The sequence below is a fragment of the Brevibacterium rongguiense genome (assembly GCF_009857845.1).
GTDB classification, from domain to species: Bacteria; Actinomycetota; Actinomycetes; order Actinomycetales; family Brevibacteriaceae; genus Brevibacterium; species Brevibacterium rongguiense.
In genome coordinates this window covers 14,517-38,141 of sequence record NZ_WWEQ01000026.1, presented here as the reverse complement: position 1 = coordinate 38,141, position 23,625 = coordinate 14,517, and the positions used below count along the sequence as shown (strand labels likewise).

The 23,625-nt window shown below is 72.5% G+C and carries 20 protein-coding genes and 2 pseudogenes; 3 read left to right on the top strand and 19 right to left on the bottom strand.

Translation table 11 applies throughout. The features are described from left to right. Positions 1-271 (bottom strand): annotated as a pseudogene (locus GSY69_RS14610) (hypothetical protein); the annotation flags it as partial. 123 nt (positions 272-394) lie between these two features. On the opposite strand from GSY69_RS14610, the gene GSY69_RS07645 reads away from it, so the two are divergent. Then, positions 395-1,600, top strand: a complete 1,206-nt coding sequence (locus GSY69_RS07645; RefSeq protein ID WP_328698807.1) for a glycosyltransferase family 4 protein — start codon at positions 395-397, stop codon at positions 1,598-1,600. On the opposite strand, the gene GSY69_RS07640 is transcribed toward GSY69_RS07645, so the two are convergent. The 16 genes and pseudogenes from GSY69_RS07640 to guaB form a co-directional block, all read right to left on the bottom strand. Next, positions 1,545-2,159: a CbiQ family ECF transporter T component gene (locus tag GSY69_RS07640; RefSeq protein ID WP_160953270.1), complete on the bottom strand. Its 615-nt coding sequence runs from the start codon at positions 2,157-2,159 to the stop codon at positions 1,545-1,547. The two genes, GSY69_RS07645 and GSY69_RS07640, sit on opposite strands and share 56 nt — an antisense overlap. Further along, positions 2,156-2,911 (bottom strand): energy-coupling factor ABC transporter ATP-binding protein, encoded by a 756-nt coding sequence (locus GSY69_RS07635; RefSeq protein ID WP_328698806.1) that lies wholly within the window; start codon positions 2,909-2,911, stop codon positions 2,156-2,158. Before GSY69_RS07635 ends, GSY69_RS07640 begins: the two co-directional genes overlap by 4 nt. Continuing rightward, entirely contained in the window at positions 2,901-3,515 is a 615-nt protein-coding gene (locus GSY69_RS07630) for a biotin transporter BioY (RefSeq protein ID WP_160953269.1), read from the bottom strand. The genes GSY69_RS07635 and GSY69_RS07630 overlap by 11 nt, the downstream gene beginning before the upstream one ends. Positions 3,516-3,611: 96 nt before the next feature. Further along, complete coding sequence (gene guaA, locus GSY69_RS07625) at positions 3,612-5,195, bottom strand: glutamine-hydrolyzing GMP synthase (RefSeq protein WP_160953268.1); 1,584 nt, start codon at positions 5,193-5,195, stop codon at positions 3,612-3,614. Between the two features lie 237 nt (positions 5,196-5,432). Next, positions 5,433-5,528 (bottom strand): annotated as a pseudogene (locus tag GSY69_RS15450) (DUF3817 domain-containing protein); the annotation flags it as partial. A gap of 109 nt (positions 5,529-5,637) precedes the next feature. Further along, positions 5,638-6,723 carry an SURF1 family protein gene (locus GSY69_RS07615; protein ID WP_328698805.1) on the bottom strand — a complete coding sequence of 362 codons (1,086 nt, stop codon included), beginning with the start codon at positions 6,721-6,723 and terminating at the stop codon, positions 5,638-5,640. Positions 6,724-6,731: 8 nt separating this feature from the next. Next, positions 6,732-7,865, bottom strand: coding sequence for a GuaB3 family IMP dehydrogenase-related protein (locus GSY69_RS07610; RefSeq protein ID WP_160953267.1), 1,134 nt, complete (start codon positions 7,863-7,865; stop codon positions 6,732-6,734). Positions 7,866-7,898: 33 nt separating this feature from the next. Then, entirely contained in the window at positions 7,899-9,089 is a 1,191-nt protein-coding gene (locus GSY69_RS07605) for an MFS transporter (protein ID WP_160953266.1), read from the bottom strand. 107 nt (positions 9,090-9,196) lie between these two features. Then, positions 9,197-9,760, bottom strand: coding sequence for a mycothiol transferase (locus GSY69_RS07600; RefSeq protein WP_328698804.1), 564 nt, complete (start codon positions 9,758-9,760; stop codon positions 9,197-9,199). Positions 9,761-9,837: 77 nt separating this feature from the next. Then, the gene (locus GSY69_RS07595; protein ID WP_202410924.1) at positions 9,838-11,247 is read right to left on the bottom strand and encodes an MFS transporter; all 1,410 of its coding nucleotides are present in this window, start codon (positions 11,245-11,247) and stop codon (positions 9,838-9,840) included. Positions 11,248-11,440: 193 nt separating this feature from the next. After that, a complete protein-coding gene (locus GSY69_RS07590; RefSeq protein ID WP_160953265.1) occupies positions 11,441-12,184 on the bottom strand; it encodes a TenA family protein in 744 nt (247 codons plus the stop codon). Further along, positions 12,181-13,155 (bottom strand): bifunctional hydroxymethylpyrimidine kinase/phosphomethylpyrimidine kinase, encoded by a 975-nt coding sequence (thiD, locus tag GSY69_RS07585; RefSeq protein ID WP_202410923.1) that lies wholly within the window; start codon positions 13,153-13,155, stop codon positions 12,181-12,183. Before thiD ends, GSY69_RS07590 begins: the two co-directional genes overlap by 4 nt. Beyond that, positions 13,152-13,946 carry a thiamine phosphate synthase gene (thiE, locus tag GSY69_RS07580; protein ID WP_160953264.1) on the bottom strand — a complete coding sequence of 265 codons (795 nt, stop codon included), beginning with the start codon at positions 13,944-13,946 and terminating at the stop codon, positions 13,152-13,154. Before thiE ends, thiD begins: the two co-directional genes overlap by 4 nt. After that, positions 13,943-14,935 carry a hydroxyethylthiazole kinase gene (locus GSY69_RS07575; protein WP_328698803.1) on the bottom strand — a complete coding sequence of 331 codons (993 nt, stop codon included), beginning with the start codon at positions 14,933-14,935 and terminating at the stop codon, positions 13,943-13,945. Before GSY69_RS07575 ends, thiE begins: the two co-directional genes overlap by 4 nt. A 539-nt stretch (positions 14,936-15,474) precedes the next feature. Then, positions 15,475-17,493, bottom strand: coding sequence for an HNH endonuclease signature motif containing protein (locus GSY69_RS07570; protein WP_160953262.1), 2,019 nt, complete (start codon positions 17,491-17,493; stop codon positions 15,475-15,477). Between the two features lie 630 nt (positions 17,494-18,123). Further along, entirely contained in the window at positions 18,124-19,671 is a 1,548-nt protein-coding gene (gene guaB / locus GSY69_RS07565; protein ID WP_407925015.1) for an IMP dehydrogenase, read from the bottom strand. A gap of 210 nt (positions 19,672-19,881) precedes the next feature. On the opposite strand from guaB, the gene GSY69_RS07560 reads away from it, so the two are divergent. Together GSY69_RS07560 and GSY69_RS07555 are read left to right on the top strand one after the other, a co-directional pair. Next, positions 19,882-20,280 (top strand): HsmA family protein, encoded by a 399-nt coding sequence (locus GSY69_RS07560; RefSeq protein ID WP_160953261.1) that lies wholly within the window; start codon positions 19,882-19,884, stop codon positions 20,278-20,280. Positions 20,281-20,473: 193 nt separating this feature from the next. Next, positions 20,474-21,154 carry a GNAT family N-acetyltransferase gene (locus GSY69_RS07555; RefSeq protein WP_160953260.1) on the top strand — a complete coding sequence of 227 codons (681 nt, stop codon included), beginning with the start codon at positions 20,474-20,476 and terminating at the stop codon, positions 21,152-21,154. Here GSY69_RS07555 and GSY69_RS07550 read toward each other — a convergent pair. Beyond that, a complete protein-coding gene (locus GSY69_RS07550; RefSeq protein WP_160953259.1) occupies positions 21,138-21,941 on the bottom strand; it encodes a hypothetical protein in 804 nt (267 codons plus the stop codon). The two genes, GSY69_RS07555 and GSY69_RS07550, sit on opposite strands and share 17 nt — an antisense overlap. 575 nt (positions 21,942-22,516) lie before the next feature. After that, positions 22,517-23,569, bottom strand: a complete 1,053-nt coding sequence (locus GSY69_RS07545; protein ID WP_160953258.1) for a pseudouridine synthase — start codon at positions 23,567-23,569, stop codon at positions 22,517-22,519. Positions 23,570-23,625: the final 56 nt, after the last annotated feature.

Here is a 23,625-nt window from a genome sequence, read left to right as displayed (position 1 = left end):
CGACGAGTGCCTGAGCACGCAGCTGCACATCATCGAGGGCCGCATCATCGCGGGCGTGCGCTACTACTCGCTCAACGCCGCGCGCTACACCCGCCGCCGCGCGGCACCCCTGTCGCTCCCCCAGCGCCGCGAAGAGCTGGCGGCGGCCCTCGAGGCACAGCTCGCGGGCGAGGCTCAGCTGGTTCGAGCGCACGATGAGCGCGGTGGCGGCCGCCCCGACGAGGGCGAGGAGGACCACGGCGGCCGCGATGGCGATGATCGCCCCGTCCATGCGCGCCTCCCCAGCCGCCGGACCCTCCGGCTCCGGGCGAGTTTACCGACTCGTCCGGACTCGCTCACCTCCGCGCCACCGCCCGGCGCGCTGGCCGTCACGCGCGCCGGTCAGCCTGGTGGCGTGAGAGTTGCGATTGCTGCCGAGTCCTTCCTCCCTCAGATGAACGGCGTCGTCCACAGCATCCTGCGCGTGCTCGAGCACCTGGACGAGCGCGGCGACGAGGTCCTCGTCATCGCCCCGCAGGCCCCGCTGCGCCCCGAGCACGTGGCGGGTGCGCGCGTGGCGGGCGTGCCCTCGTTCGCGCTGCCGGGCTACCGGCGGGTGCGGGTGGCAGCGGGCGGTGTGCCGCGCATCCGGCGCCTGCTCGCCGACTTCGCCCCCGATGTCGTCCACCTCGCCTCGCCCTTCGTGCTGGGCTGGCGCGCGGCGCTGGCCTGCGAGGAGCTCGGACTGCCCGCGGTCGCGGTCTACCAGACCGAGGTGCCCGCCTATGCCGCGCGCTACGGGCTCCCGGGGCTCGAGAAGGCGCTGTGGACGCACGTGCGCGCCCTCCACGCCCGCGCCGCGCTCACCCTCGCCCCGTCGAGCCACGCGCTCGACCAGCTCGCGGACCACGGGATCGAGCGGCTCGCGCTGTGGGCGCGCGGGGTGGATGCGCACCGCTTCGATCCCGCCCACCGGTCGCAGCGATGGCGGCGCACGGTGGCCCCCGGCGGGGAGCGGATCATCGGCTGCGTCGGCCGGCTCGCGGCGGAGAAGCAGGTGGGCGATCTCGCGGCGCTGCTCGACATCGCGGGCACCCGGCTCGTCATCGTGGGTGAGGGCCCGCAGCGCCGCCGCCTCGAGGCCGCGCTGCCCGGCGCCGTGTTCACCGGCTTCCTGGGCGGCGATGCCCTCGCGCAGGCGGTCGCCGGCTTCGACCTCATGGTGGCCCCGGGTGAGCTCGAGACCTTCTGCCAGACCATCCAGGAGGCGATGGCATCCGGCGTGCCGGTCATCGCCCCGGCCCGCGGCGGCCCGCTCGACCTCGTCGACTCCTCGCGCACCGGGTGGCTCTACGCCCCGGGCGACCTGGCGGGGATGCGCGCCCACGCGCTCGACCTGCTCGGCGATGAGGCCAAGCGCCGGGCGTTCGGGCAGGCCGCGCGCCGGGCGGTCGAGGCCCGCTCGTGGAAGGGCGTGTGCTCCCAGCTCGTGGGCCACTACGCGGCCGCGATCGAGGCGACGGCGGCCGGTGGGCCGGTGGAGCAGCTCAACCCCCGAGGTGCGCTCAGTCCCCGAGGCCCCGCGCGGCGAGTGCCCGGCCGGTATCGTCGGCGTACTTGACGGCGCGCAGCGCCACGGGCACGGTGCGCACGCGCAGGCTGCGCTCGAGTCCGCGGGCCCGGGCCGCGTCCCCCGCGTCGGCGAACAGATCGGCGAGCACGGGGATGCTGCGCACGGTCAGCGCGGCGGCCAGGCCCGCGCGCTCGGGGCCGATGCCCACGAGGCGCACCGGCTGCGCCAGCACCTCGAAGGCGGCGAGCAGCTGGGCCACGGAGGCGGTGAGCATGAGCAGGCCCGCCGTGAGGACGCAGACGATGATCGTGCTGAGCGTCCGGGCGGCCTGCTCGGGGCCCGTGAGCCAGGCGTTGAGCCCGAGCAGGAGGAGCAGCAGCGGCCACAGCCGGGTCGCCGGCTCGAGGATCCGGCGCAGGGGCAGCCCGGCGCTCAGCCCCGCGAGCACCGCGGCCACGGCGAGGCCCAGACTGAGCCAGGGGGCGCGCACGGCCACCGCGCAGATGCCCACCGCGCACACGGCGGCGAGCTTGACGAGGGCCGGCGTGCGGTGCAGCCAGCTCGTGCCGGGGACGTAGCCTCCCAGGAACTGCTGCCTGCGCCTCACAATGCCCCCAGGACCGCCGCGCGGTAGCCGGCCACCACCTCGGCGGGGGCGCCGTGGGCGACGAGCCGGCCGGCCTCGAAGTGCAGGGCGTCGTCGGCCTCGGCGGCCAGCGCGAGGTCGTGGGTGGACACGACGATGCGCAGGCCGCGCTGCGCGACGAGCCGGAAGAGCAGGGCGCGCAGCACCTCGCGGTTGCGCAGGTCGAGCAGCGTCGTGGGCTCGTCGAGGACGAGGATCGCGGGGTCGACGGCGAGCACGGCCGCGAGTGCCGCGAGCTGGCGCTGACCCCCGGAGAGCTCGTAGACGCTGCGGGCGGCGAGGTCGGCGATCCCGAGTTCGTCGAGCACGGCCAGCGCCCGCTCCCGGCGCGCGGCGGCGCGCGGTTCCGCACGGCGCAGGGAGAGCTCGACGTCCTCGCCCACCGTGGGCATGACGAGCTGGGCCGCGGGATCGGTGAAGACGAAGCCCACGCGCTCGCGCACCGCGCGGGGGCTGCGGGCGGGGTCGAGGCCGTCGACCGTGACCGTGCCCGCGTCGGCGGGCACGAGGCCGTTGAGCAGCTGGCAGAAGGTGGACTTGCCGGAGCCGTTGGAGCCCACGACGCTCGTCATGGGGGCTGCAAGGTGGGCGTCGATGTCGCTGAGGATCGTGCGTGTGACGGGCCCCTGGTCGGTCATGTCCGCCACCGCGACGCCCACCCCCGCCAGCCGGATGCCCGGCTGCGCGGGGGCGGCGGGCGGCTCAGCGGGCACGCAGCACCCGGCGGGTGAGCAGCTGGGGGAACGCGCGGTGGACGGTGACGGCGAGCGCGGCGGCCAGCGCGTTCTTCACGATGTCGCCCGGGTAGTAGAGCGCGTCGGCGGCGAATGCGGCGCCCAGCGGCAGGCCGCCGTTGACCGCCATGCCGAGCGCGCCCAGCAGGTGGACGCACACGACGCTGGCGACGACGGCCCCGGCGAACATGCCCAGCCACAGCCTCCAACCGGTCAGGCGGGCCAGCGCCCAGCGCGCGACGAGGCCGACGAGGAGGGCGAAGAGGGGGAAGGCGATGATGTAGCCGGCGCTGGGGCCCGCGAGCACGCCGATGCCGCCGCGGAAGCTCGAGAAGATCGGCAGGCCGATGAGGCCGAGCGCCACGTAGAGCGCCGTGGCGAGGAAGCCGCGCAGGGGGCCCAGGCACATCCCGGTGAACGCGATGATGAGCGTCTGCACCGTGATCGGCACCCCGAGTGCCCCGACGGGCACGGCGGGCGCCACGGCGGAGGCGGCGATGAGGGCGGCGAAGACGGCGACGAGCGCGGTATCGGCCGCCGCGGAGCGGGGCGCTGCTGCGGGGGCGGCGGTGGTCTGGGACACGAGGGCTCCTCGGTGGGGCGGAGTGGACCGCGCCAGTATACCTGAACGGTGTTCAGTCAGCGGCCGGGCGGCACCCGAACCCCGCGCCCCGCCGGCTCACTCCCACTCGATGGTGCCCGGCGGCTTCGAGGTGACGTCGAGGACGACGCGGTTGACCTCGTCGACCTCGTTCGTGATCCGGTTGGAGATCCGGGCGAGCACGTCGAAGGGCACGCGCGTCCAGTCCGCCGTCATCGCGTCCTCGCTGGACACGGGCCGCAGCACGATCGGGTGGCCGTAGGTGCGGCCGTCGCCCTGGACGCCCACGGAGCGCACATCGGCCAGCAGCACGACGGGGCACTGCCAGATCTCGTCGTCGAGCCCGGCTGCGGTGAGCTCGGCGCGGGCGATCGCATCGGCCTCGCGCAGCACGGCCAGGCGCTCCTCGGACACGGCGCCGACGATGCGGATCGCGAGCCCCGGGCCCGGGAACGGCTGGCGGGCGACGATGACCTCCGGCAGCCCCAGCTCGCGGCCGATCTGGCGCACCTCGTCCTTGAACAGGGTGCGCAGCGGCTCGACGAGCTGGAACTGCAGGTCCTCCGGCAGCCCGCCCACGTTGTGGTGGCTCTTGATGTTCGCAGTCCCGGTGCCGCCGCCGGATTCCACGACGTCCGGGTAGAGCGTGCCCTGGACGAGGAACTCGATGGGCTCGCCCGCGCCCTCGCGCGATTCGGCCACGAGGTCCGCGGCCGCGCCCTCGAAGCTGCGGATGAATTCGCGGCCGATGATCTTGCGCTTGGCCTCCGGATCGCTGACCCCGGCCAGCGCGCCGAGGAACGTCTCCCGAGCGTCCACCGTGACCAGGCGCACGCCGGTCGCGGCGACGTAGTCCTCCTCGACCTGGCGGCGCTCGTCCTTGCGCAGCAGCCCGTGGTCGACGAAGACGCAGGTGAGCTGGTCGCCCACGGCCTTCTGCACGAGGGCCGCCGCCACTGCGGAGTCGACCCCGCCGGAGAGCCCGCAGATGACCTGCGCATCGCCCACGCGCGCGCGGATCCGCGCGACCTGCTCGTCGATGACGCTCTCGCTCGTCCAGTCGGCCTCGAGGCCCGCGACCTCGTAGAGGAAGTTCTCGAGCACGCGCTGGCCGTGGGCCGAGTGCAGCACCTCGGGGTGCCACTGGACGCCGGCCATGCGCTGGGCATCGCACTCGAACGCGGCAACGGGCGTGTCCGGGGTGGACGCGAGGACCTCGAAGCCCTCGGGCGCCCGGGCCACGGAGTCGCCGTGGCTCATCCACACGGTCTGCTCGGCGGGCTGCTCGGCCAGCAGCCGGCCCGGCCGGGTCACCGTCATGGGGGTCGAGCCGTACTCGCGGCGGTCCGTGTGGGCAACCTCGCCGCCCAGGTGGGTCGCCATGACCTGGAAGCCGTAGCAGATGCCGAACATCGGCACGCCCAGGCCGAAGACAGCGGGGTCGAGGCGGGGGGCGCCGTCCGCGTAGACGGACGAGGGGCCGCCGGAGAGCACGATCGCCGCGGGCTCACGGGCCGCGAAGTCCACCGCCTGGGCCGTGGAGGGGATGAGCTCCGAGTACAGGCCGGCCTCGCGCACGCGGCGGGCGATGAGCTGGGCGTACTGGGCGCCGAAGTCGACGACGAGGACCGGACGGGCGCTCGTCTCGGGGGGCTGAGTCATGCGTGCAATCCTACTGTCAGCTGCGGGGGGCCACGACGACGGCCGCGTCGAGCTCGCGGTCCACGCGGCGGGTGGTGCGCCGCTCGAGGATGAACGACATGACCGGCACGACGCCGGCCAGGGCGAGGACGAGCAGGCGGCCCAGGCCCCAGCGCATCTGCTGGTTGAGCCACCAGCAGCCGATGAGTAGACGACGTAGCACCAGCCGTGGCAGATCGCGATGGCGGCCGCGAGGTTGAAGCTGCCCAGCATGAGGGCCTCGGACGGGTCCCCGCCCATGGCCGGCGTGATGAGGTACTTGACGATCATCTCCGCGGTGAGGATGAGGAGCATGACGCCGGTGATGATCGCCATGACGCGGTAGAAGCGCAGCGCGCTGCGCGCGGAGGTGAAGCGCTTGAGGGACCACACCTCGTCGTCGGTGAAGTCCGGGCGGGCATCGTCATCGCTCACTGCGGGTGTCCTCGTCGCTGGGGGGCTCGTCTGGCGGGGCTGGATCACTACCGGGCGGGGCAGGGCTGCTCGGTGGCACGGGGCCATCGGGTGGCGCCGGGTCATCGGGTGGCACGGGGTCATCGGGTGGCACGGGGCCATCGGGTGGCGCCGGGTCATCGGGTGGCACGGGGTCATCGGGTGGCACGGGGCTGCTCGGTGGCGCTGGGTCACCGGACGCGGCCGTGCCGCCCGGGTCCATTCTAAGGTTGCGCTCACCGGAGCGCTTGACCACGACGTAGCCCGGGGCCGGGGCGGCGGCGCCGGCCGCCGCGAGCTGGCTGAGGTATTCGTCGCGCAGCAGGCGCCACCAGATGTAGAGGGCGAAGCCCGCGAAGATGAGCCACTCGACGGCGTACGCGGCGGACTGGAGGTCCACTCCGCCGCTCTGCGCGGCCGCGAGGGCGACGTGCTCGAAGCCGGCGGCGGCGATCGAGGCCTCCGGCTGCGCATCGGGGTAGAGCACGCCCGAATAGGTGTAGACGCCGAAGAGGTTGACGAGCTGGGCGGTCGAGAGCGACTTCACCTCCCCCGCCGGCTGGCCCTGGCTGGGCTGCGGGGTGGAGGTGGGGCCCACGGTGGCGGTGAGCGAGACGGTGCCGGCGGCGGCCCGCGAGTCGTGGGCGGCCTGCCGGTCCTGGGTGAAGCCGCGCACCACCGGGATCGCGATGGGCTTGGCGCCGGCGTCGAGCTCGGCCGCCTCTCCCAGCCGGGCCCCGTCGGGGGCGAACATCGTGACGACCCAGTAGCCGGAGTGGCCGCCCTGGGAGCGCCCGGAGACCACCACCTGTTGCTCGGCGAGGAAGTGGCCGGTGACGGAGACGCGCTGGTGGGACAGGTAACCGGGCATGGGCACCTGCGCGGCCATGACGTCGTTGAAGTCCTTGACCGTCTGGGTGTCGGCGGACTGCACGGCGTCGTTCTTGTGCTCGGCGCGGCTGACCTGCCACGTGGAGAGCGTGATGAAGGCCGCGACGAGGACCAGGACGAGGCCCAGGTAGGCCAGCCAGCGCGGCGTGAGGGCGAGCCGGAGCACTGCGTGCCTCAGCCCTCCGTGTGGTACTGGTGCGGGGCCACGACGACGTCGACGCGCTGGAATTCCTTGAGGTCCACATAGCCGGTCGTGGCCATGGCGCGGCGCAGGGCGCCGGCGAGGTTGACCTCGCCCACGGCGGACTCGCCGGGGCCGAACAGGAGCGCGTCGAGGTCGGCCACCGTGCCCATGTGCACGCGCCGGCCGCGGGGCAGGGACGGGTGGTGCGCCTCGGCGCCCCAGTGCCAGCCCTGGCCGGGCGATTCGTGCGCGCGGGACAGGGCGGAGCCCAGCATGACGGCGTCCGCGCCCATCGCGAAGGCCTTGATGATGTCCCCGGAGGTGCCCAGCCCGCCGTCGGCGATGACGTGGACGTAGCGGCCCCCGGATTCGTCCATGTAGTCCCGGCGGGCCGCGTGGACGTCCGCGATCGCCGACGCCATGGGCACGTGGATGCCCAGCGTGCGCCGGGTGGTGGCGGCCGCTCCCCCGCCGAAGCCCACTAAGACGCCGGCCGCACCGGTGCGCATGAGGTGCAGCGCCGCCGTGTAGGTGGCCGCCCCGCCCACGATGACGGGGACGTCGAGCTCGTAGATGAAGCGCTTGAGGTTGAGCGGCTCCGCATCCGAGGACACGTGCTCGGCGGAGACGGTGGTGCCGCGAATGACGAAGAGGTCCACCCCCGCGTCGACGACGGTCTTCCAGTGCTCCTGGGTGCGCTGCGGGGTCAGCGAGCCTGCGACGGTGACACCCGCCGCGCGGATCTCCTCGATGCGCGCGGTGATGAGTTCGGGGCGGACCGGGGCCGCGTAGATCTCCTGCATCCGCCCGGTGGCCTCGTCCTCGCCCAGCCGGGCGATCTCGTCGAGGTAGGGCTGCGGGTCCTCGTAGCGGGTCCACAGGCCCTCGAGGTCGAGGACGCCCAGGCCGCCCGCGCGGCCGAGCGCGATCGCGGTGGCGGGCGAGACGACGGAGTCCATGGGGGCGCCGATGAACGGGAGCTCGAAGTGGTACGCGTCGATCTGCCAATCGAGGGAGACATCGCGCGGATCGCGGGTGCGGCGGGCGGGGATGACCGCCACGTCGTCGAGCGAATAGGCCCGGATCCCGCGCTTGCCGCGGCCGATTTCGATTTCGTTGCTCACGGACTCAGGGTAGCGCAGGGCCCTGACACGGCCTCAGTCCGCCGCCCCCTGCCCGGGGGTGCGCCGGGCCCGCGCCCGAGGTGCGAGCACGGCGGCCAGCGCCACGACGGCCAGGCCCGCCGCGGGCACCGTGAGCAGGCCCGCGCGCAGGTCCGCGCGGTCGGCGATGAGCCCCACGAGGGGCGGTGAGGCGAGGAAGCCCAGGCGCATGAGCCACGAGACGATCGTCAGCCCGGTCCCGGGGCGCAGGCCGGGCAGCGCATCGGCCTCGCTCATGGCGGCGGGCACGAGGGTGGCCACCCCGAGCCCCGCGGCGGCGAAGCCCGCGATGGTGCCGGGCACCGACGGCAGCGCGAGCGCCAGGCCCATGCCCACCGCGGCGAGCGCGGCGCCCGCCCGGGCCACGGCGCGCTGGCCGAAGCGGTCGACGAGCCGATCGCCCACCAGGCGGCCGGCGAACTGGGCGCCGGTCAGGGCGATGTAGCCCAGCGCGGCGATCGTCGCGGGGGCGCCGAGCGGGCCGGCCAGGTAGATCGCCGCCCAGGAGTTGCCCGCGTCCTCGACGAACGAGCCCGCCACCGCGATGCCCACGAGGCAGGCGACGGTGAGCACGAGCCGGCCGCGGGACAGGACCGCGGGCGGAGAAGCGGCATCGGGAGCCGCCTCCGGGGCATCGGGCTCCAGGGCAACGCTGTGGCGCTCGGTGTCTGTCCCCGGCAGCGCGAAGCGCAGGGAGACGAGCGCGATGGCGGAGAACAGGGCACCGGAGATCGCCAGGTGGATGCCCACCGGGATGTCGAGGGCGAGCGCGGCCGCGGCCATCGAGCCGCCGGTCACCGCGCCGATCGACCAGACGGCGTGGAACGAGTTGATGATCGAGCGGCCGAAGCGGCGCTGGACGCGCAGCCCGTGGGCGTTCATGCCCACATCGCAGATCGAGTCGGCCGCACCCGCGCACAGCAGGCACGCGGCGAAGGCCAGCGGCGCCGGGGCCAACCCGGCGGCGAGCACACCGAGGGCGGTGACGAGGGTGGCGCCCACGGCCACCCGAGCGGAGCCGAAGCGGCGGATGAGCAGGCCCGAGGCCAGGCCCGCGAGGATCGCACCGGCGGGGAAGGCCGCGACGGCGAGGCCGTACGTCGCGTTGTCCATCCCCAGCGCGTCCTTGAGCTGCGGGAAGCGCGGCAGGAGGTTGGCGAACAGGCCGCCGTTCGTGAAGAACATGGCGGCCACCGCCCAGCGCGCCCGCCGGGCGGTGCGGTTAGGGGCGGTGCGGTCCGGGGCAGTGCTGCCCGGGGCTGGGGGCTGCGAACCGGGGGAAGCGCTCGCGCTCAATCACCCACCGCGCCGTCGATCGCCTCGCGCAGCAGGTCCGCGTGGCCCGCGTGGCGCGCGTACTCCTCGACGAGGTGGACGAGCGCCCAGCGCCGGGTGAGGGAGGCGTCGCCGGCGGCCAGGCCGGCGTCCAGATCCGCACCCGAGGTCAGCCCGAGCTCCGCGGCCACCGCGCGCGAACGGGCGCACGCGGCCGCGAACAGGGCCCGCGCCTCGGCGCCGGAGGCCCGCTCACCCCAGTGCCAGTCCCAGTCGCGGTCCTGCTCCCAGGGGGCATCTGCCCACGGCGGGGGCGCGGGGGCGCCGGCGATCCGGCGGGTGAACCACTCGTCCTCGACGTAGGCGAGGTGGGCGAGCAGGCCGCCGAGCGTCATGGGCGAGGGGTGGCCGGGCAGCCGCCGGGCCAGCGCGGCGTCGTCGAGTCCCGCGGCCTTGCACAGGAGGACCGCGCGGTAGAAGTCGAGGTAAGCCAGCAGCATCGCGGCCTCGGTGGCCCGCCCGGGCGGATCGGGTGGGAGAGCAGCAGAGGCCGCGGGCCGGGGAGCGAGCGAATCGGTCACCCGATCACCCTATCCCCGGCCCGCGGCCCGGCCCTGGTCCTGGTCCTGACCCTGGTGCCGGTCCCAGCCCTGGAGGGCTACTCGCCGGTGGGCTGACCCTTGGCCCTGGCCTCCTGCGCATCGTGCTTGGCCTCGACGAAGTCCGCCTTCGTGCGGGCGTACGAGGTGTCGCCCGGGAAGTCGAGCGTCGAGTGCTTGCGGTCGTCGTACATGTAGAGCATCGTGATGAGGCCGAAGACCGCGATGACGAAGACGTAGATGGGGAACACCCAGGCGATCTTCATGTTCGTGAACCACAGGCCCACGTACTCGGCGGAGCCGCCGAAGAGCGAGTTGCCGATCGCGTAGACGAAGCCCACGCCCAGGCCGCGCACGTGGGCGGGGAAGACCTCGGCCTTCACGACGCCGGAGATCGACGTGTAGAAGCTGAGGAAGACCATCGCGAAGAGGATGAGGCAGGTCGCGGTCAGCGGGTTGAGGCCCGGCTGCTGGCGGATCGCGGTGAGCACGAGGAACGGCAGCACCATCATGGACACCGCGAACGTGATGATCGTCGTCTTGCGCCCGATCTGGTCGGACAGCATGCCCATGAGCGGCTGAAGCACGATGAGGACGAGGAGGCAGACGGTCATCGTGTCCGCCGCCGAGCCCTTCGTGAAGCCGGCGACCACAAGGTTCTTCTGCATGTAGGTGGTGAAGATGTAGAAGCTCAGCGAGCCGATCGACGTGATGCCCAGGACGATCATGATGGAGCGCGGGTGGCGCAGCACCTCGCGGAAGCTGCCGGACTCCTTGTGGCTGCGGGTCTCCTCCGTGGTCGTCTCCTCGAGGCCGGAGCGCAGCCACAGGGACACGAGCGCGGCGGCGGCGCCGATCACGAACGGCAGGCGCCACCAGCCGTTGGAGATCTGCTCATCGCCGAGCGTGTGGGTCATGATGACGGCCGTGACGCTGGCCAGCAGCTGGCCGCCGATGAGGGTGACGTACTGGAACGAGGAGAAGAAGCCGCGCTTGCCCTTCGAGGACACCTCGGACATGTAGGTCGCGGTCGAGCCGTACTCGCCGCCCACGGAGATGCCCTGGATGCAGCGCACGAGGAGCAGGAGGATGGGAGCGAGGACGCCCACGGTGTTCGCGGTGGGCAGGATCGCCATGAGCAGCGAGCCGCCGCACATCGAGAGGATGGAGATGAGCATCGAGCGCTTGCGGCCGATCCGGTCGGACAGCCGGCCGAAGATGTAGCCGCCGATGGGGCGCATGAGGAAGCCGACGAACAGGATCGCGGCGGCGTCCATGAACTGCTGGACCTCGCTGGAGCCAGTGAAGAACTGCTTGGCGAAGTAGACCGAGAAGAACGAGTAGATGTAGAAGTCGAACCACTCGACGAGGTTGCCGCTCGAGGCGGCCATGATCGACTTGACGATGTCCCACGTGCTGCGCGGGTCTTCCTCGGGCCGCTTCATCGCGACTTGCTGGTCGGTCGACATGCGCCGATCCCCTTACTGTCTGTTGTGCTGCCGCGCCGGACGCGGAGCCGGGGTGTGGCCGCTGCGGACGGCACCGCCTCCATTGGTGATGTCCGGACCAGGGTACGCCAGAGTGGGACTTCTGTCACAGTTGCCCGAGTATTGCCTGAGCGGGTTGATACGGCGGCCGGCTTGGGCACCTCGGCCGGCGCGGTCAGGCGAACCGGTCCGCGCTCCAGTCCTGCAGGGCGTGGGCGGAGGCCCAGAAGTGCAGCTCGTAGACCGCGGCCCGCCCGAAGGCGGTGTGCATCGCGGCCCGCTCCCCCGCCGAGGCACCCGCCAGCTCGCGCTCGACCAGCTGGGTCGCTGTGCGCACGGACTCGTCGAACTCCGCGCTGTCGTAGGTCTCGATCCACACCCGGAAGGGGTTGGCGGAGAGGCCGGCCGCGGCGCGCTCGTTGAGCACCTTGCCCACGTGGGCGTAGATCCAGAAACAGGGCAGGACGGCGGCGGCGCCCACCGCGTAGGGGGCGGTGGCGCAGGTGGCGATGAGGAACGACGTGTAGCCCAGCGTCGTGGGCGAGGCGATCGGGCCGCCGTCCGCATCGAGGTGGCCGTGCTCGCGCAGCTGGCCCCGGGCGTCGGCGAACGACTCGTCGGTGAGCATCGCCTCGTGCATCTGCGTCTCCACCGCGATCGCCTCGCCCGCTGCGAGCGCCCAGAAGCGGGTGTCCTCGCGGTGGGGGGCGCGGGCGGCCAGCAGCGACATGGCGCGGGCGTAGCCGTCCAGATAGAGCTCGTCCTGGAGCAGGTAGTGGGCGAACGGGAGGCGGTCCAACGTGCCGGAGGCGAGCTCGGCGAGGAACGGCAGCGCCTCGATCTCGTCGAGCTGGGCGCCGACGGAGGCGAAGAGCGCGGCGGTGTGCTCGCCCGCGGCGTAGTGGTTGCGGTCGATCATCGGGAGGCTCCTTCGACGGGGGCTTGCGCCGCTTCGTTGGGGACTTGTGCGGGTTCGACGGGGGCACGCGCGGGTTCGATCGGGGCCTGCGCGGCGATGTCGACCGTGTGGTCGACGGGTCCGTGGGCCCCCTCGGGGTCCAGCGGCAGGCTCCAGCGGGCACCCGAGGCCAGTGCCCGCGCGAGGAAGTCCAACCCCTCGCGGACAGCCGGCTCGAGCGCCTCCGCGGCGCCGGCACCGGGGCCGCCGGCGTCCCCGGGCAGCAGGCGGCGGGCCATCTGCGCGGTGATGGCGGCGGAGAGCGTGCAGCCCGTGCCGTGGGTGTGCGGGGTGTCGATGCGCGGGTGGTCGAAGCGCACGAGGGCTGGCTCCGCCCCGCCGGCCAGGCGGGGGCTGAGGGCGAGCACGTCGGCGACCCGCGCCTCGGCGCCGTGGCCGCCCTTGAGCAGCACCGCGGCCGGGCCGCGGGCCAGGAGCGCGCGCGCCTGGTCCTCCATCTCAGCGGCGGTGCGGGCGGCCTCGACGTCGTCGCCCAGGAGCAGTGCGGCCTCCGGCAGGTTGGGGGTGATGAGGCCGGCGACGGGCAGGAGCGCGTGGCGCATCGCCTCGACGGCCTCCTCGGCCAGGAGGCGGTGGCCGGAGGTGGCGACCATGACGGTGTCGACGACGAGGAAGCCCAGGCGCTCGGCGCGTGCGGCGGTGAGCTCGACGAGCGCGGCCGAGGCGAGCATGCCGGTCTTCGAGGCGTCGAGGGCCATGTCGTCGAGCACGGCGTCGAACTGATCGGCGACGAAGTCGGTGTCGATGTCGTAGACCCGGGAGACGCCGTGGGTGTTCTGCGCGACGAGCGCCGTGAGCACCGAGGTGCCGTAGACGCCGAGCGCGGTGAAGGCCTTGAGGTCGGCCTGGGCGCCGGCGCCCCCGGAGGGATCCGTGCCGGCGATTGTGAGGGCCGTGGGCGGTCGCATCATGGGGTGCCTCCAGCGGGGTGAGGAGCGGGCGGGTCAGAGGGTTCGTCCAGGTGCGCGGGGTCGTCCAGGTGCGGGGTTTCGGCGAAGGCCGCGCGGATGCGCTGGGCGGCGGCGCGCGGATCGGGTGCCGCGCAGATCGCGGAGACGACACACACGCCGATCGCACCGCTGCCCGCGAGTTCGGCCGCGTTGCCTGCGCCGATGCCGCCGATCGCGACGATCGGCAGCCGGGCGGCGGCGGCGAGCTCCCGGATGCGCTCGGGGCCCAGGGCGGCGCGGGCGACGTCCTTGGTCTGGGTGGCCCACACGGGGCCCACGCCGAACAGGTTGACTCCCCCGGCCGCCTCGCCGGCGGCGAATTCCTGCTCGTTCGAGGCAGAGAGCCCGAGCAGCGGCTCGGGGCCGATCGCCGTGCGGACGCGCTCGACGGGCTCGTCGTCCTGGCCGACGTGGACATGGACGCGCAGGCCCTCGTCGAGCAGCCGCCGCGCCGAGGCCACCCGGTCGTCGAGGAAGACCGGGATCTCGTGGTCGATGCCGAGCCTGTCCCGCGTCTGCTCGACCGCCGCGACGACGGAGCGGGCGAGCTCGTCGAACTCGGCCTCGCCGGCGTGCTTGTCGCGCACCTGGACGAGGCCCGCCCCGCCCTCGACGGCGAGGGCGACGGTCTGCGCGACGCTGCGCCCGGCTGCCCGGCACATCGCCGAATCGGTCACGAGGTAGAGCGCCGTGTCGAGGCCCAACAGCCGCGGGGCGCCGGGGGGTGCGGGCGCTGCGGCTGGATCGGTCATGCGCGAAGCTCCTCGAACGTAGCGGTGGCGAGCTCAATCCGAACGGCCCCGAGCTCCTCTGCGTCGAGGAGGAACAGCGCATCGAGGAAGGCGGGGGCGAAGGTCCCGGGCCCGGCGGCGGCGAGCGCAGCGCGGTGCCCGGCCGCCGCGAAGTGGGCGTGGGCCGCGATGGCTGCGGTGAAGTCGTTGTGCAGCCGTTCCTCGGGGGCGACGGAGCCGGCATCGGACCCGGTCGCGCGGGTGTTGGCCTCGTCGGCCCGGGATGCTGCCAGGTAGGCGGCGAGGACCGCTCCCAGTGAGCAGCCGGTGCCGATGACGAGCGGCATGAGCGAGCTGCCCCCGGAGACGCGGGCGATGACCGCGCGATCGCCCTGAGCTGCGACAATGGCATCGCGCTCACCGGACACGGCGACGATCCCACCGGTGTCGCGCGCCAGCCGCGCGGCGGCGCCCACGACAGCGTCGACGGAGTCCGTGGAGTCGACCCCGCGTCCTCCCGCACCGGCACCCGCGAGAAGCGCGATCTCGGAGGCGTTGCCGCGCACGGCCGTGGGCCGTTGCGCGGTGAGTGCGCGGATGCGGCTCGTTCGGTAGGCCGAGGCGCCCACGCTCACGGGATCGAGCACCCAGGGCTTGTCCTCCTCGGCCATGACCCCGATGGCCTGGTCGGCCGCGAGTAGCTGATGCGAGGTCGCCGTGCCCAGGTTGACGTTGAGCGCCGAGGCGACGTGGGCGAAGTCCGCGGCATCGGCCTCGTGGTCGAGCATCGCTGGGGCTGCGCCCACCGCCAGCAGCGCATTGGCGGCGAACTGCTGGACGACGGTGTTCGTGATGCACTGGACGAGTGGGCCGCCCTCGCGGACGGCACGGGCACGGTCGGCGATGCCGAGGGTGTCCGCGGTGCCGGCGCCGGTGGCAGTGCCAGTGCTGGTGCTGGTGTCAGTGCTGTTACTGGCACCGGTGTCAGCGCTGGCGCCGGTGTCAGTCACAGCTGACGCGCGCTGGGCCGCGGCAGCGGTTTGCTGGCCGGGGCCGGGAGCGGTGGAAGCATTGGAAGCCGTGCTCACGGTGACGATCCCTTCGCTGGTGTTAGCCATGTCAGGTTCGATGGGTGTGTTCTCAGCCTGGCGACCGACCGCCCGCCGAGCTCACTGCGAGGGATTCGCACGAGTACCGCCGAGCGGGGCGGCAAGCACCCCATGTCAACGACAGCCACACTACCAGCGCGTTTCGCGGCGCCCCGGTTCATGGGGTGAAGGTTCACGGGTTGAACTGCGCGGTCTGCTTGGCCGCGGACTGCACAGCCATGGGGGGCTTTGGGGAGGGTTGCTGCGGCTGGGGATTGAACGGTCACCCATCGGATCAGATTTGGAGGGGGCGCTACGGAGGCGTGGCGGGCCGGTCAAGAAGATGAGGCAAGTCGGTCAATCGTGGACACCCGCGCCGTAGCAGCCATTCAGACCGTAGCTGCCATTCAGACCGTAGCTGCCGATCAGACCGTAGCTGCCGATCAGACCGTACCTGGCGATCAGAACGGTGGCGGGTCGGGATCGGAAAACGGTGAACGCGGTCGGCCCCATGGATCCACCGGCAGGTCCTGCTTCATCGGTGCTTCTCGTCCTGGGTGGCACCCGCCCGCATATCGCTCGCTCGGTCCAGTGGGCTGTTCGACCTCGTCCTGGCAGTCCGGTCGTGCGTCACGCCTACTCTTCGACCACAGTTCAGGTTCTGGTTCAGGTTCTGGTTCCGGTCCGGGCACCGTTTCCGGGTGGCTCTCACCCGAGCTGCTGGTCCCCGGTCGTTCGGCCCGCTCGAGCGTCTTCGGAATGTCGGGTTCCGCGGGGCTCTCGCCCATGCGCCGCAGGCCCGGCCGTTCACCCCGCTCGTCCTTCGAGCACGCTTCCGGTTTCGAGCGAAGCTCGCTCGAATTCTGCAGCTCCACCCCGTTCCACAGCTCGGGTCCGTTCCGCAGTTCCTTCCCGCTCCGCACCTCCACCCCGTGCTCCCCCTTGTCTGCGCTCCGGGCTCCCGGCCCCGCGGGCGGTTTGCTCGTGGTGGGCTGCCCCGGTCCCGGTGCCGTTCGCACGGTTCCCACCGGCTCTTCCTCGTCGTCACCGATCCCGGCGAAGGCGCTCGCGGGCATCACGGAACCGTCAATAAGCTCCTGCAGTTCGGCGAGTTCGCGGGCATGCTCGGTTTCGATGCGGGACCCGGGTGGACCCACCGCCCCTCCGAGTGCAGCTGGGAACGTCCACCGCAGGGCACCCTCATCGACGCTCCGCCAGCGTGCCACCGGACCCGTCTCACCCCGTCCAGTCCTGGGGGAGACTCGCTCGACAGCGAGCACACCGTTCGTCTTGAGATTGTGATGGTGTCGGCACAGCGGGTGAAGATTGTCGAAGACGGTGGTTCCACCCGAGGCCGGAGCGCCCTTGTTGAAGGGAATGATGTGGTCGATATCGCAGGCTACGGCCTTGCGGGTGCAGCCCGGGACCGTGCACCACTGCCAGCGAGCCGTCAGCGTCGTGCGCAGCGAGGCGGGGATCGCGTAGGTCTGGGCGACTGCTTCGAGCACGGTCCCGGTGACCGGGTCCGTCACCAGACGCCGCAGCGATGGCGAGTGTGCGGCAATCCGCCTGGCATCGGCCGCGCTGAGCGGTGAGGCGTCATCGAGTCGGCCCGGGAGCTGCGAGCAGCCCATGAGGCTGAGCAGCGGGATGGTGACGTTGACCCCGGCCTGGGCGCGCAGCCAGGCGGAGTCCGTGGGCAGTGTCAGTGAGAAGGTGCCGTGCGTCCCGTCTGCGCGCCGCATGCCCACCGGGATCTCGGGGATGCCGAGCACACCGATGTCGAAGCACAGCTGGTCGAGCGTGCGCCGATCATCGATCACGGCCCCGGGCTCGAGTCCCACGGCGAAATCGCCCTTCTGGCCCAACCGGATGCCCCGCGCCCATGCGCTCAGGCGGCAGTGGGCCGCCGAAACGGTGGCCACCGGTCCGACGAACTGCAGACTCGCGGTCCCGTCCCCGTTGTTCCAGAAGGCAACGCGGCGCTCTCGATGTGCTGCCTCTGCGCGATCCTTGGGCGGCATGAGCGAGTCGTAGATGTCATCCACGGCCTTCTTCCACCGCTTCCATTCCCAGGACGCATCGAGTTCGGCGACGAGGCCGTCGAATGTCTCGCGCAGCAGCCAGGGCAAATGGCTGGCTCGGCCTGCGGCGTAGTCGAGGCGTCCGAATCGCACCGCACCCGCGACCACCAATCCGCGCAACTGCGGCAGCGATGCGGTGACGGCGAGTGCGTTCTTCGCTCGCGTGCGCGCCCGGATCAGCGAGACGTCCAGGTGCTTGGCGAGGGCAATCCACACCAGGTCCGGCAGGAGCACGAGGAGGTCCATGTAGTCGGCCGGAACCTCGGCCTCCTGCGAGCCGACCGGAGCGAAGTGCTGATGGTAGGCCGCCACGAGCCAGTCAGTGAGGACACGAGCCCGATGGAGTTCGCGGACGTCGGATTCCCGCTCCACCGCGAGCAGCTCCTGGGCATCCATCCCACTCACCCCCGCCTCCGTGCAGCCCGCCCCGTTGCGGAATGCCGCGACCGCGAAACCGATCTGCCGACGCACTTCCCACGGCTCCGATGCCGCGCAGTGAAGAAGCTCTGGCTTCGCCGCTTATATTCGAATATTAATCGAATATAAGCTGAAGAACAAGGCCTGTGGACAACAAACGGCATCAAGCCGCCAGTACAATTCACAGCGACGCGGGCAGCACCGCGACGTTGTCACAACGGTGCGCCGGTGAATCGGTCACCGCTGCCGCAGTCTCAAACACATCGGTGCCGCTCGGGGAAGAGGGCAGGCACCCGCCTGCCGTCGGTGCACCCCTCGAGCAAACCCGCCTCGCCCCGAGGCGGGGTACAAGGGCATGCCGGAGGTGGGGCACAAGGGCACGCCGACTGTCGCGCAGCCTCGACGCACTGACGTCAGCAACCGGTGACGCGCGAACAACTCCCAACCGCCCGGAAGCCCTCGGCGCACTAATCGTTGCCCCCGGCCGCGGGTGGTCCTCCTGCCCGCAGGCTCGGCCGTCCTCCCGCCACTTGGCCCAGTCGACCGCTGGCCGTCAACCGCCCGCCCGAGCGGCCGCAAACCGACGGCCCGCTCGCGCGGCCGGCCCGGTCACCGCGAGGTGTAGTTGGGCGCCTCCACGGTCATCTGGATGTCGTGCGGGTGGCTCTCCTTGAGACCCGCGGTCGTCAGGCGCACGAAGCGACCCTTGGCCTTGAGCTCGTCGATCGTGCGCGCGCCCACGTAGAACATGGTCTGCCGCAGGCCACCGGTGAGCTGGTAGGCGACGTTGCGCAACTCGCCGCGGTAGGCAACGCGGCCCTCGACGCCCTCCGGGATGAGGTCCGTGTCGCTGGCGACATCGTCCTGGAAGTAGCGGTCCTTCGAGTACGACTTGCCCTTGCGCGGGGCCATGGCGCCCAACGATCCCATGCCGCGGTAGGCCTTGTACTGCTTGCCGTTGATGAGGATGAGGTCGCCGGGGCTCTCCTTGGTGCCGGCGAACAGCGAGCCGACCATGACGGAGTTCGCCCCCGCCACGAGCGCCTTGCCAATGTCGCCCGAGTACTGGAGGCCGCCATCGGCGATGACCGGGATGTCGGCCTTCTCCGCGGCCAGCGCGGCCAGCCGCACGGCCGTCACCTGCGGCACACCCACGCCGGCCACCACGCGGGTCGTGCAGATGGAGCCGGGCCCCACGCCCACCTTGATGGCGTCGACGCCGGCGTCGATGAGCGCCTGCGCGCCCTCGCTGGTGGCGACGTTGCCGCCGATGATCTGCACATTGCCGAACATGCTGTCCGCCTTGAGCCTGCGGATCATGTCCGTGACGCCGCGGGCGTGGCCGTTGGCGGTGTCGACGACGAGCACGTCGGCCCCGGCGTCCGCGAGCAACTCCGCGCGCTCGTAGGCATCGCCGAAGAAGCCGACGGCGGCACCCACGCGCAGGCGGCCCTCGTCGTCCTTCGTGGCCAGCGGGTACTCCTCGCTCTTGACGAAGTCCTTGACCGTGATGAGACCGCGCAGGCGGCCCTCCTCGTCGACGAGCGGCAGCTTCTCCACCTTGTGCTCGGCGAGCAGCTCGTAGGCGCGCTCCGGATCGACCCCCACCGGCGCGGTGACGAGCGGCATCGGCTTCATGGTCTGCGCGACGGTGCGCGTGGCGAACTCCCGGCGCGGGACGAAGCGCAGGTCGCGGTTCGTCACGATGCCCACGAGCACGCCCGCGTCGTCGACGACCGGCAGGCCGGAGATCCGGTAGCGCCCGCACACCTCGTCGAGCTCCTCGAGCGTGCGGTCCGGGGTGATGGTGACGGGGTCCGTGATCATGCCGGACTCGCTGCGCTTGACGTAGTCGACGTGCGCGGCCTGGTCTTCCTTGCTGAGGTTGCGGTGGATGATGCCCAGGCCACCGATCCGCGCCATCGCCACCGCCATGCGCGACTCCGTCACGGTGTCCATCGCCGCGGAGACGAGGGGGATGTTGATGTCGATCCCGCGGGTCAACCGGGTCCGGGTCGAGGCCTCCGAGGGGATGACGTCCGTGTCGCCGGGCAGGAGCAGCACATCGTCATACGTGAGGCCGGTGAGCGCGAACGGGTCCTGCGCCTCCTGGAACCGGCTCTCCACTTCGCCCATCGACTTGCCTTCGCCATCCATCGAGTCAGTCCCCTCCCGCGTGAGTTTCTGACATGGTATGCCCGCCCACGGACGGGGAACACGGCCACCCGCTCCGATGCGACCAAACTCACCCGGCCGCAGGGCACGGGCCGCCGCCCATTCGGCAAGGCGCCCTCAACCCATTGGCTGGCCGAAAGATCAACCGTTTGCACGATCCTCCGCCCCCTCCTCGAACGGGAGCATGGAGGCATGCTCACACCAGCAATCGTCTTCATCTCATCCGCACTCATCCTCTACACCATCGGCGTCTGGGCCGAGCGCCTCCAGGGCACCCTCAGGTGGTGGCACGTGGTGTTCTTCGGTTTGGGTCTCGCCTGCGATGCCACCGGCACCGAGTTCATGCGCCGCATCGCCGCTTCCGGTCAGGCCAGCTTCTCCAGCGGCGCCGGTGAGATCCTGGGGGCCATCATGGCGATCACCGGTGCCATCGCCCTGCTCCTCATGGCCGTCCACTTCGTGTGGGCCCTCGTCGTCGTCATCCGCGGCACGGACCACGCGAAGGCCGTCTTCCACCGCTTCTCCATCCTCGTGTGGGCCATCTGGCTCGTCCCCTACTTCACCGGGATGGCCTCGTCCATGATCGGCTGAGCATCCCGCTCGTCCCTGTCCACCACCCCCGCCGAGGCGCGGGCCGGCTCCTCCTGACACCCGCCGAGGCGCGGGGCAGGTGGGCCCGGCCCGCGCCTCGGCCGCTCACGCGGCACAGCGCCGGGCACGGCGCGGGTGCCCAAAACCGAGCAGAGCGCCCCGCGGGGGGTCAAACGGCCGTACGCTCAACCCCATGGAGACGAACCCCACTGCCACTGCGTACACGGATCCCCACACCGCCACCGGCGCCCGCGGCGACGCGTTCGATGGCTCTTCCCGGCCCGGGGCCGGCGATCCGGCGACCTTCGCAGCCGCACCGGACCTCGTGGGCGAGCGCGTCACGCTCGCCCAGCTCTCCCCCGCCCACGCCGAGGGCCTGGGCCGGGCGAGCGAGGGCATCGACCTGTGGGTCACCTCGGTCCCGGCGGCGGACGAGGTGGACGCGGAGATCGAGCGCCGGCTGGGCCTCCAGCGGGCGGGCAGCATGGCGCCGTACACGGTGCTCGACCACGGCGAACCGGTGGGCATGACGACGTTCATGAACATCGACGCGGCGAACCGCCACGTGGAGATCGGCTCGACCTGGCTCAGCCCCGCCGTGCGCGGCACCCGGGTCAATCCGGAGGCCAAGCTGCTGCTGCTCACGCGCGCCTTCGAAGACCTCGACGCCATCGCCGTGGAGTTCCGCACCCACTGGCACAACCACCAGTCGCGTGGGGCGATCGCCAAGCTGGGCGCAAAGCAGGACGGGGTGCTGCGCAATCACCAGTTCTTCGCCGGGGCGCTGCGCGACACCGTGGTCTTCTCCATCACCCGCGCGGAGTGGCCCACCGTCAAGCTGGGCCTGACCGAGCGGCTCAAGCGCCTCGACTGAGCCCGCGCCGCGGCGCACGGGGCGGGGAAACCGGGCTCTGCTCCCGGGCCGCGCGGCGCCGCTGCCCCCATGCCACGAGCACCGCGGCGGCCACGATGCTCACCGCGAGCGCCACGGCCATGCCCGCAAGGCTCGGGCCCACGGCAGCGGCGCTCCGGCGCATCGGCACGATGAGCACGAACGCGGCAGCGCCGATCGAGGCCGCGATGAGTCCCCACCCGGCGCCGCGGCCCCAGCCGCCCAGCGCGAGCGTGGCGAGCAGGTAGGTGCCCAGGATGCTCAGCTGGGCCAGCAGCCACACGGCGACGAACGCCACCGCGGCACCGGTGAGGCTGCCCCACTGGTTCTGCACGAGCGCCGCCTCGGCGCCCCCGTTTGCCTCGAAGTCGAAGAGGAAGCGCCAGGCCAGCGTGGCCAGCGCGCCGAAGAGCGCCAGCAGCAGCGGGGCGAACAGGACCAACGGCAGCAGGCCGCGGCGCCGGAAGCCCCCGTCGGGACGCGTGAGATCCGTGAAGATGAAGCCGTCGCTCCACGCGCCCACCACCAGGGCGATCGCTCCGAACACGCCGATCGAGTCCGGGTCGAACGACTCCATGTCGTTGCCCTTGAGCAGCCCCAGCCCGGCCAGCCAGACGAGGAGCGTCGAGCCGACTGCGAGAACGGCGCCGAGGCCCGCGGCGCGCCCGAACTCGTGGAGGGCCGAGACATCCGCGGCATCCTCGCCGGTCCCCTCGCGACGCTGGCGGTCGAGCTCTGAGAGGTCGTAGCGGCCGTTGTGGCGCGGCACCCCGGGCGCGTAGAGGCCCCGCGGGTCCGGGTCTGGGCCTGTGGTTGGAGTGGGCCGACCCGCCGAACTCTGTGCGCGGGGGTTCGGGACGGCAGGGTTCGGCGCGGCAGTACTCGGCGCGGCAGTGCTCGGTGAAGCGGGGCGCGGCAGGGGCACGCGAGGCCCCGGTGGGGGCTGCCCGGGGGACTGGGATTCGCCCGGCGGCCGCGGCGGTGGCGGCGGGTAGGGGCGGTGCGGGTCCCCGGTGGGCGGATACGAGGAGGGATCGTGCGCGCGGCCGGTCATGGGGTGGCCTCCGTGGTGCTCGGGGTCTCGGGGTCTCGGGCGTCGGCTCCCATCTTGCCCGACGCGCACCCGCATCGGGCGCGCCCGTGTGCCCAGTTCGCCACACCGCGCGGTGCCCGGTCAGCGGTGCGCCGACCAGACCGCGCCGTGGGGCGATCAGCCCCTGCGATCGGCTAAGCCGGTCGCGCCGAGAGCCGAGCGCCCCGCTGGTTGACCACCCCCTTCACCGCCCGACTACCCGCAAAGCCGCCCAACCATCTGCACGACCGAGCAGGCACCCGAGAGAACGCCTACGCGCGCGGCGACGATTCCTCCACCCACGGTGAAGCTCTTCCCTCATCGCCGCAGAGTCCCAGCCGCGAGTCGAAGCGCCGCGGCCGGCCGGTGAGCGGGTCCTCGAACTCGATCCGGCGGGCCAGCAGGTGGAGCCGGCGGCGGAAGTCGTAGGGATCGGGCGCCAGGTCCTCGGGGTAGATGGGGTCGCCCAGGATGGGCAGCCCCAGCGCGTTGAGGTGCACGCGCAGCTGGTGAGTGCGGCCCGTCACGGGCTCGAGATCGATGACGCCCAGCCGCCTGGTATCCGCATTCGCATGCGCATTCGCATGCGCATTCGCATCCGCATCCGCGGGCGCGCACGTGCACTCCCCCGGCCCCGCATACGCGAGCCGGGTGAGTGCGTTGGGCTCGCCGGGCACCTCGAGCACGGCCCGCGTACCCGGTTCCTTGTCCAGCCGCGAGGCGCGCTCGGCGGGCAGCAGAACGGGATCCCAGCCCGCGGGCAGGACGACGAGCGCCCGGTAGGACTTGTGCACGCGGCGCTCCTGGAACAGCCGCTGGTAGGCCCCGCGCGTGGCCGGGCGACGGGAGAGGACGAGCAGCCCGGACGTCACCCGGTCCAGGCGGTGGATCGCCACGAGGTCCTGCTCGTCGCGCTCCACCCGCAGCCGCGTGACCGCGCACTCGCGCACAAACCGCCCATTGGGCGTCGAGGCGAGGAATGCGGGCTTGTCGATGACGAGCAGCTCCGCGTCCTCGTGCACGGTGCGGATGGGAAACGGGATCCGCGCCTCGGCCGGCACCGGGCGGTGGAAGAAGTAGAACCCGCCGGGGATCACCGGATCGGACAGCCCCACGGGCCGCCCGCTCTCATCGCACAGCGCGCCGCCGGTCGGGTGGGCCAGCTCCGCGCGCTCCGCCGCCGAGGCACCCAGCAGCACCGCTGACAACCAGGCTCCCACGGTGGCCGGGACGGGATCCGCGGCGTGCGCGTGGGTCTGCGGCCCGCCGGGGGCGCGCAGCCGCGCCGCGCTGATCCCCTCGCGCGGCGGCAGGGGGCTGCGCATGGCGGGCACGCTCAGAACCGCACGCGACGCGTGCATCCGGCCCGGGGCCGCCCGCG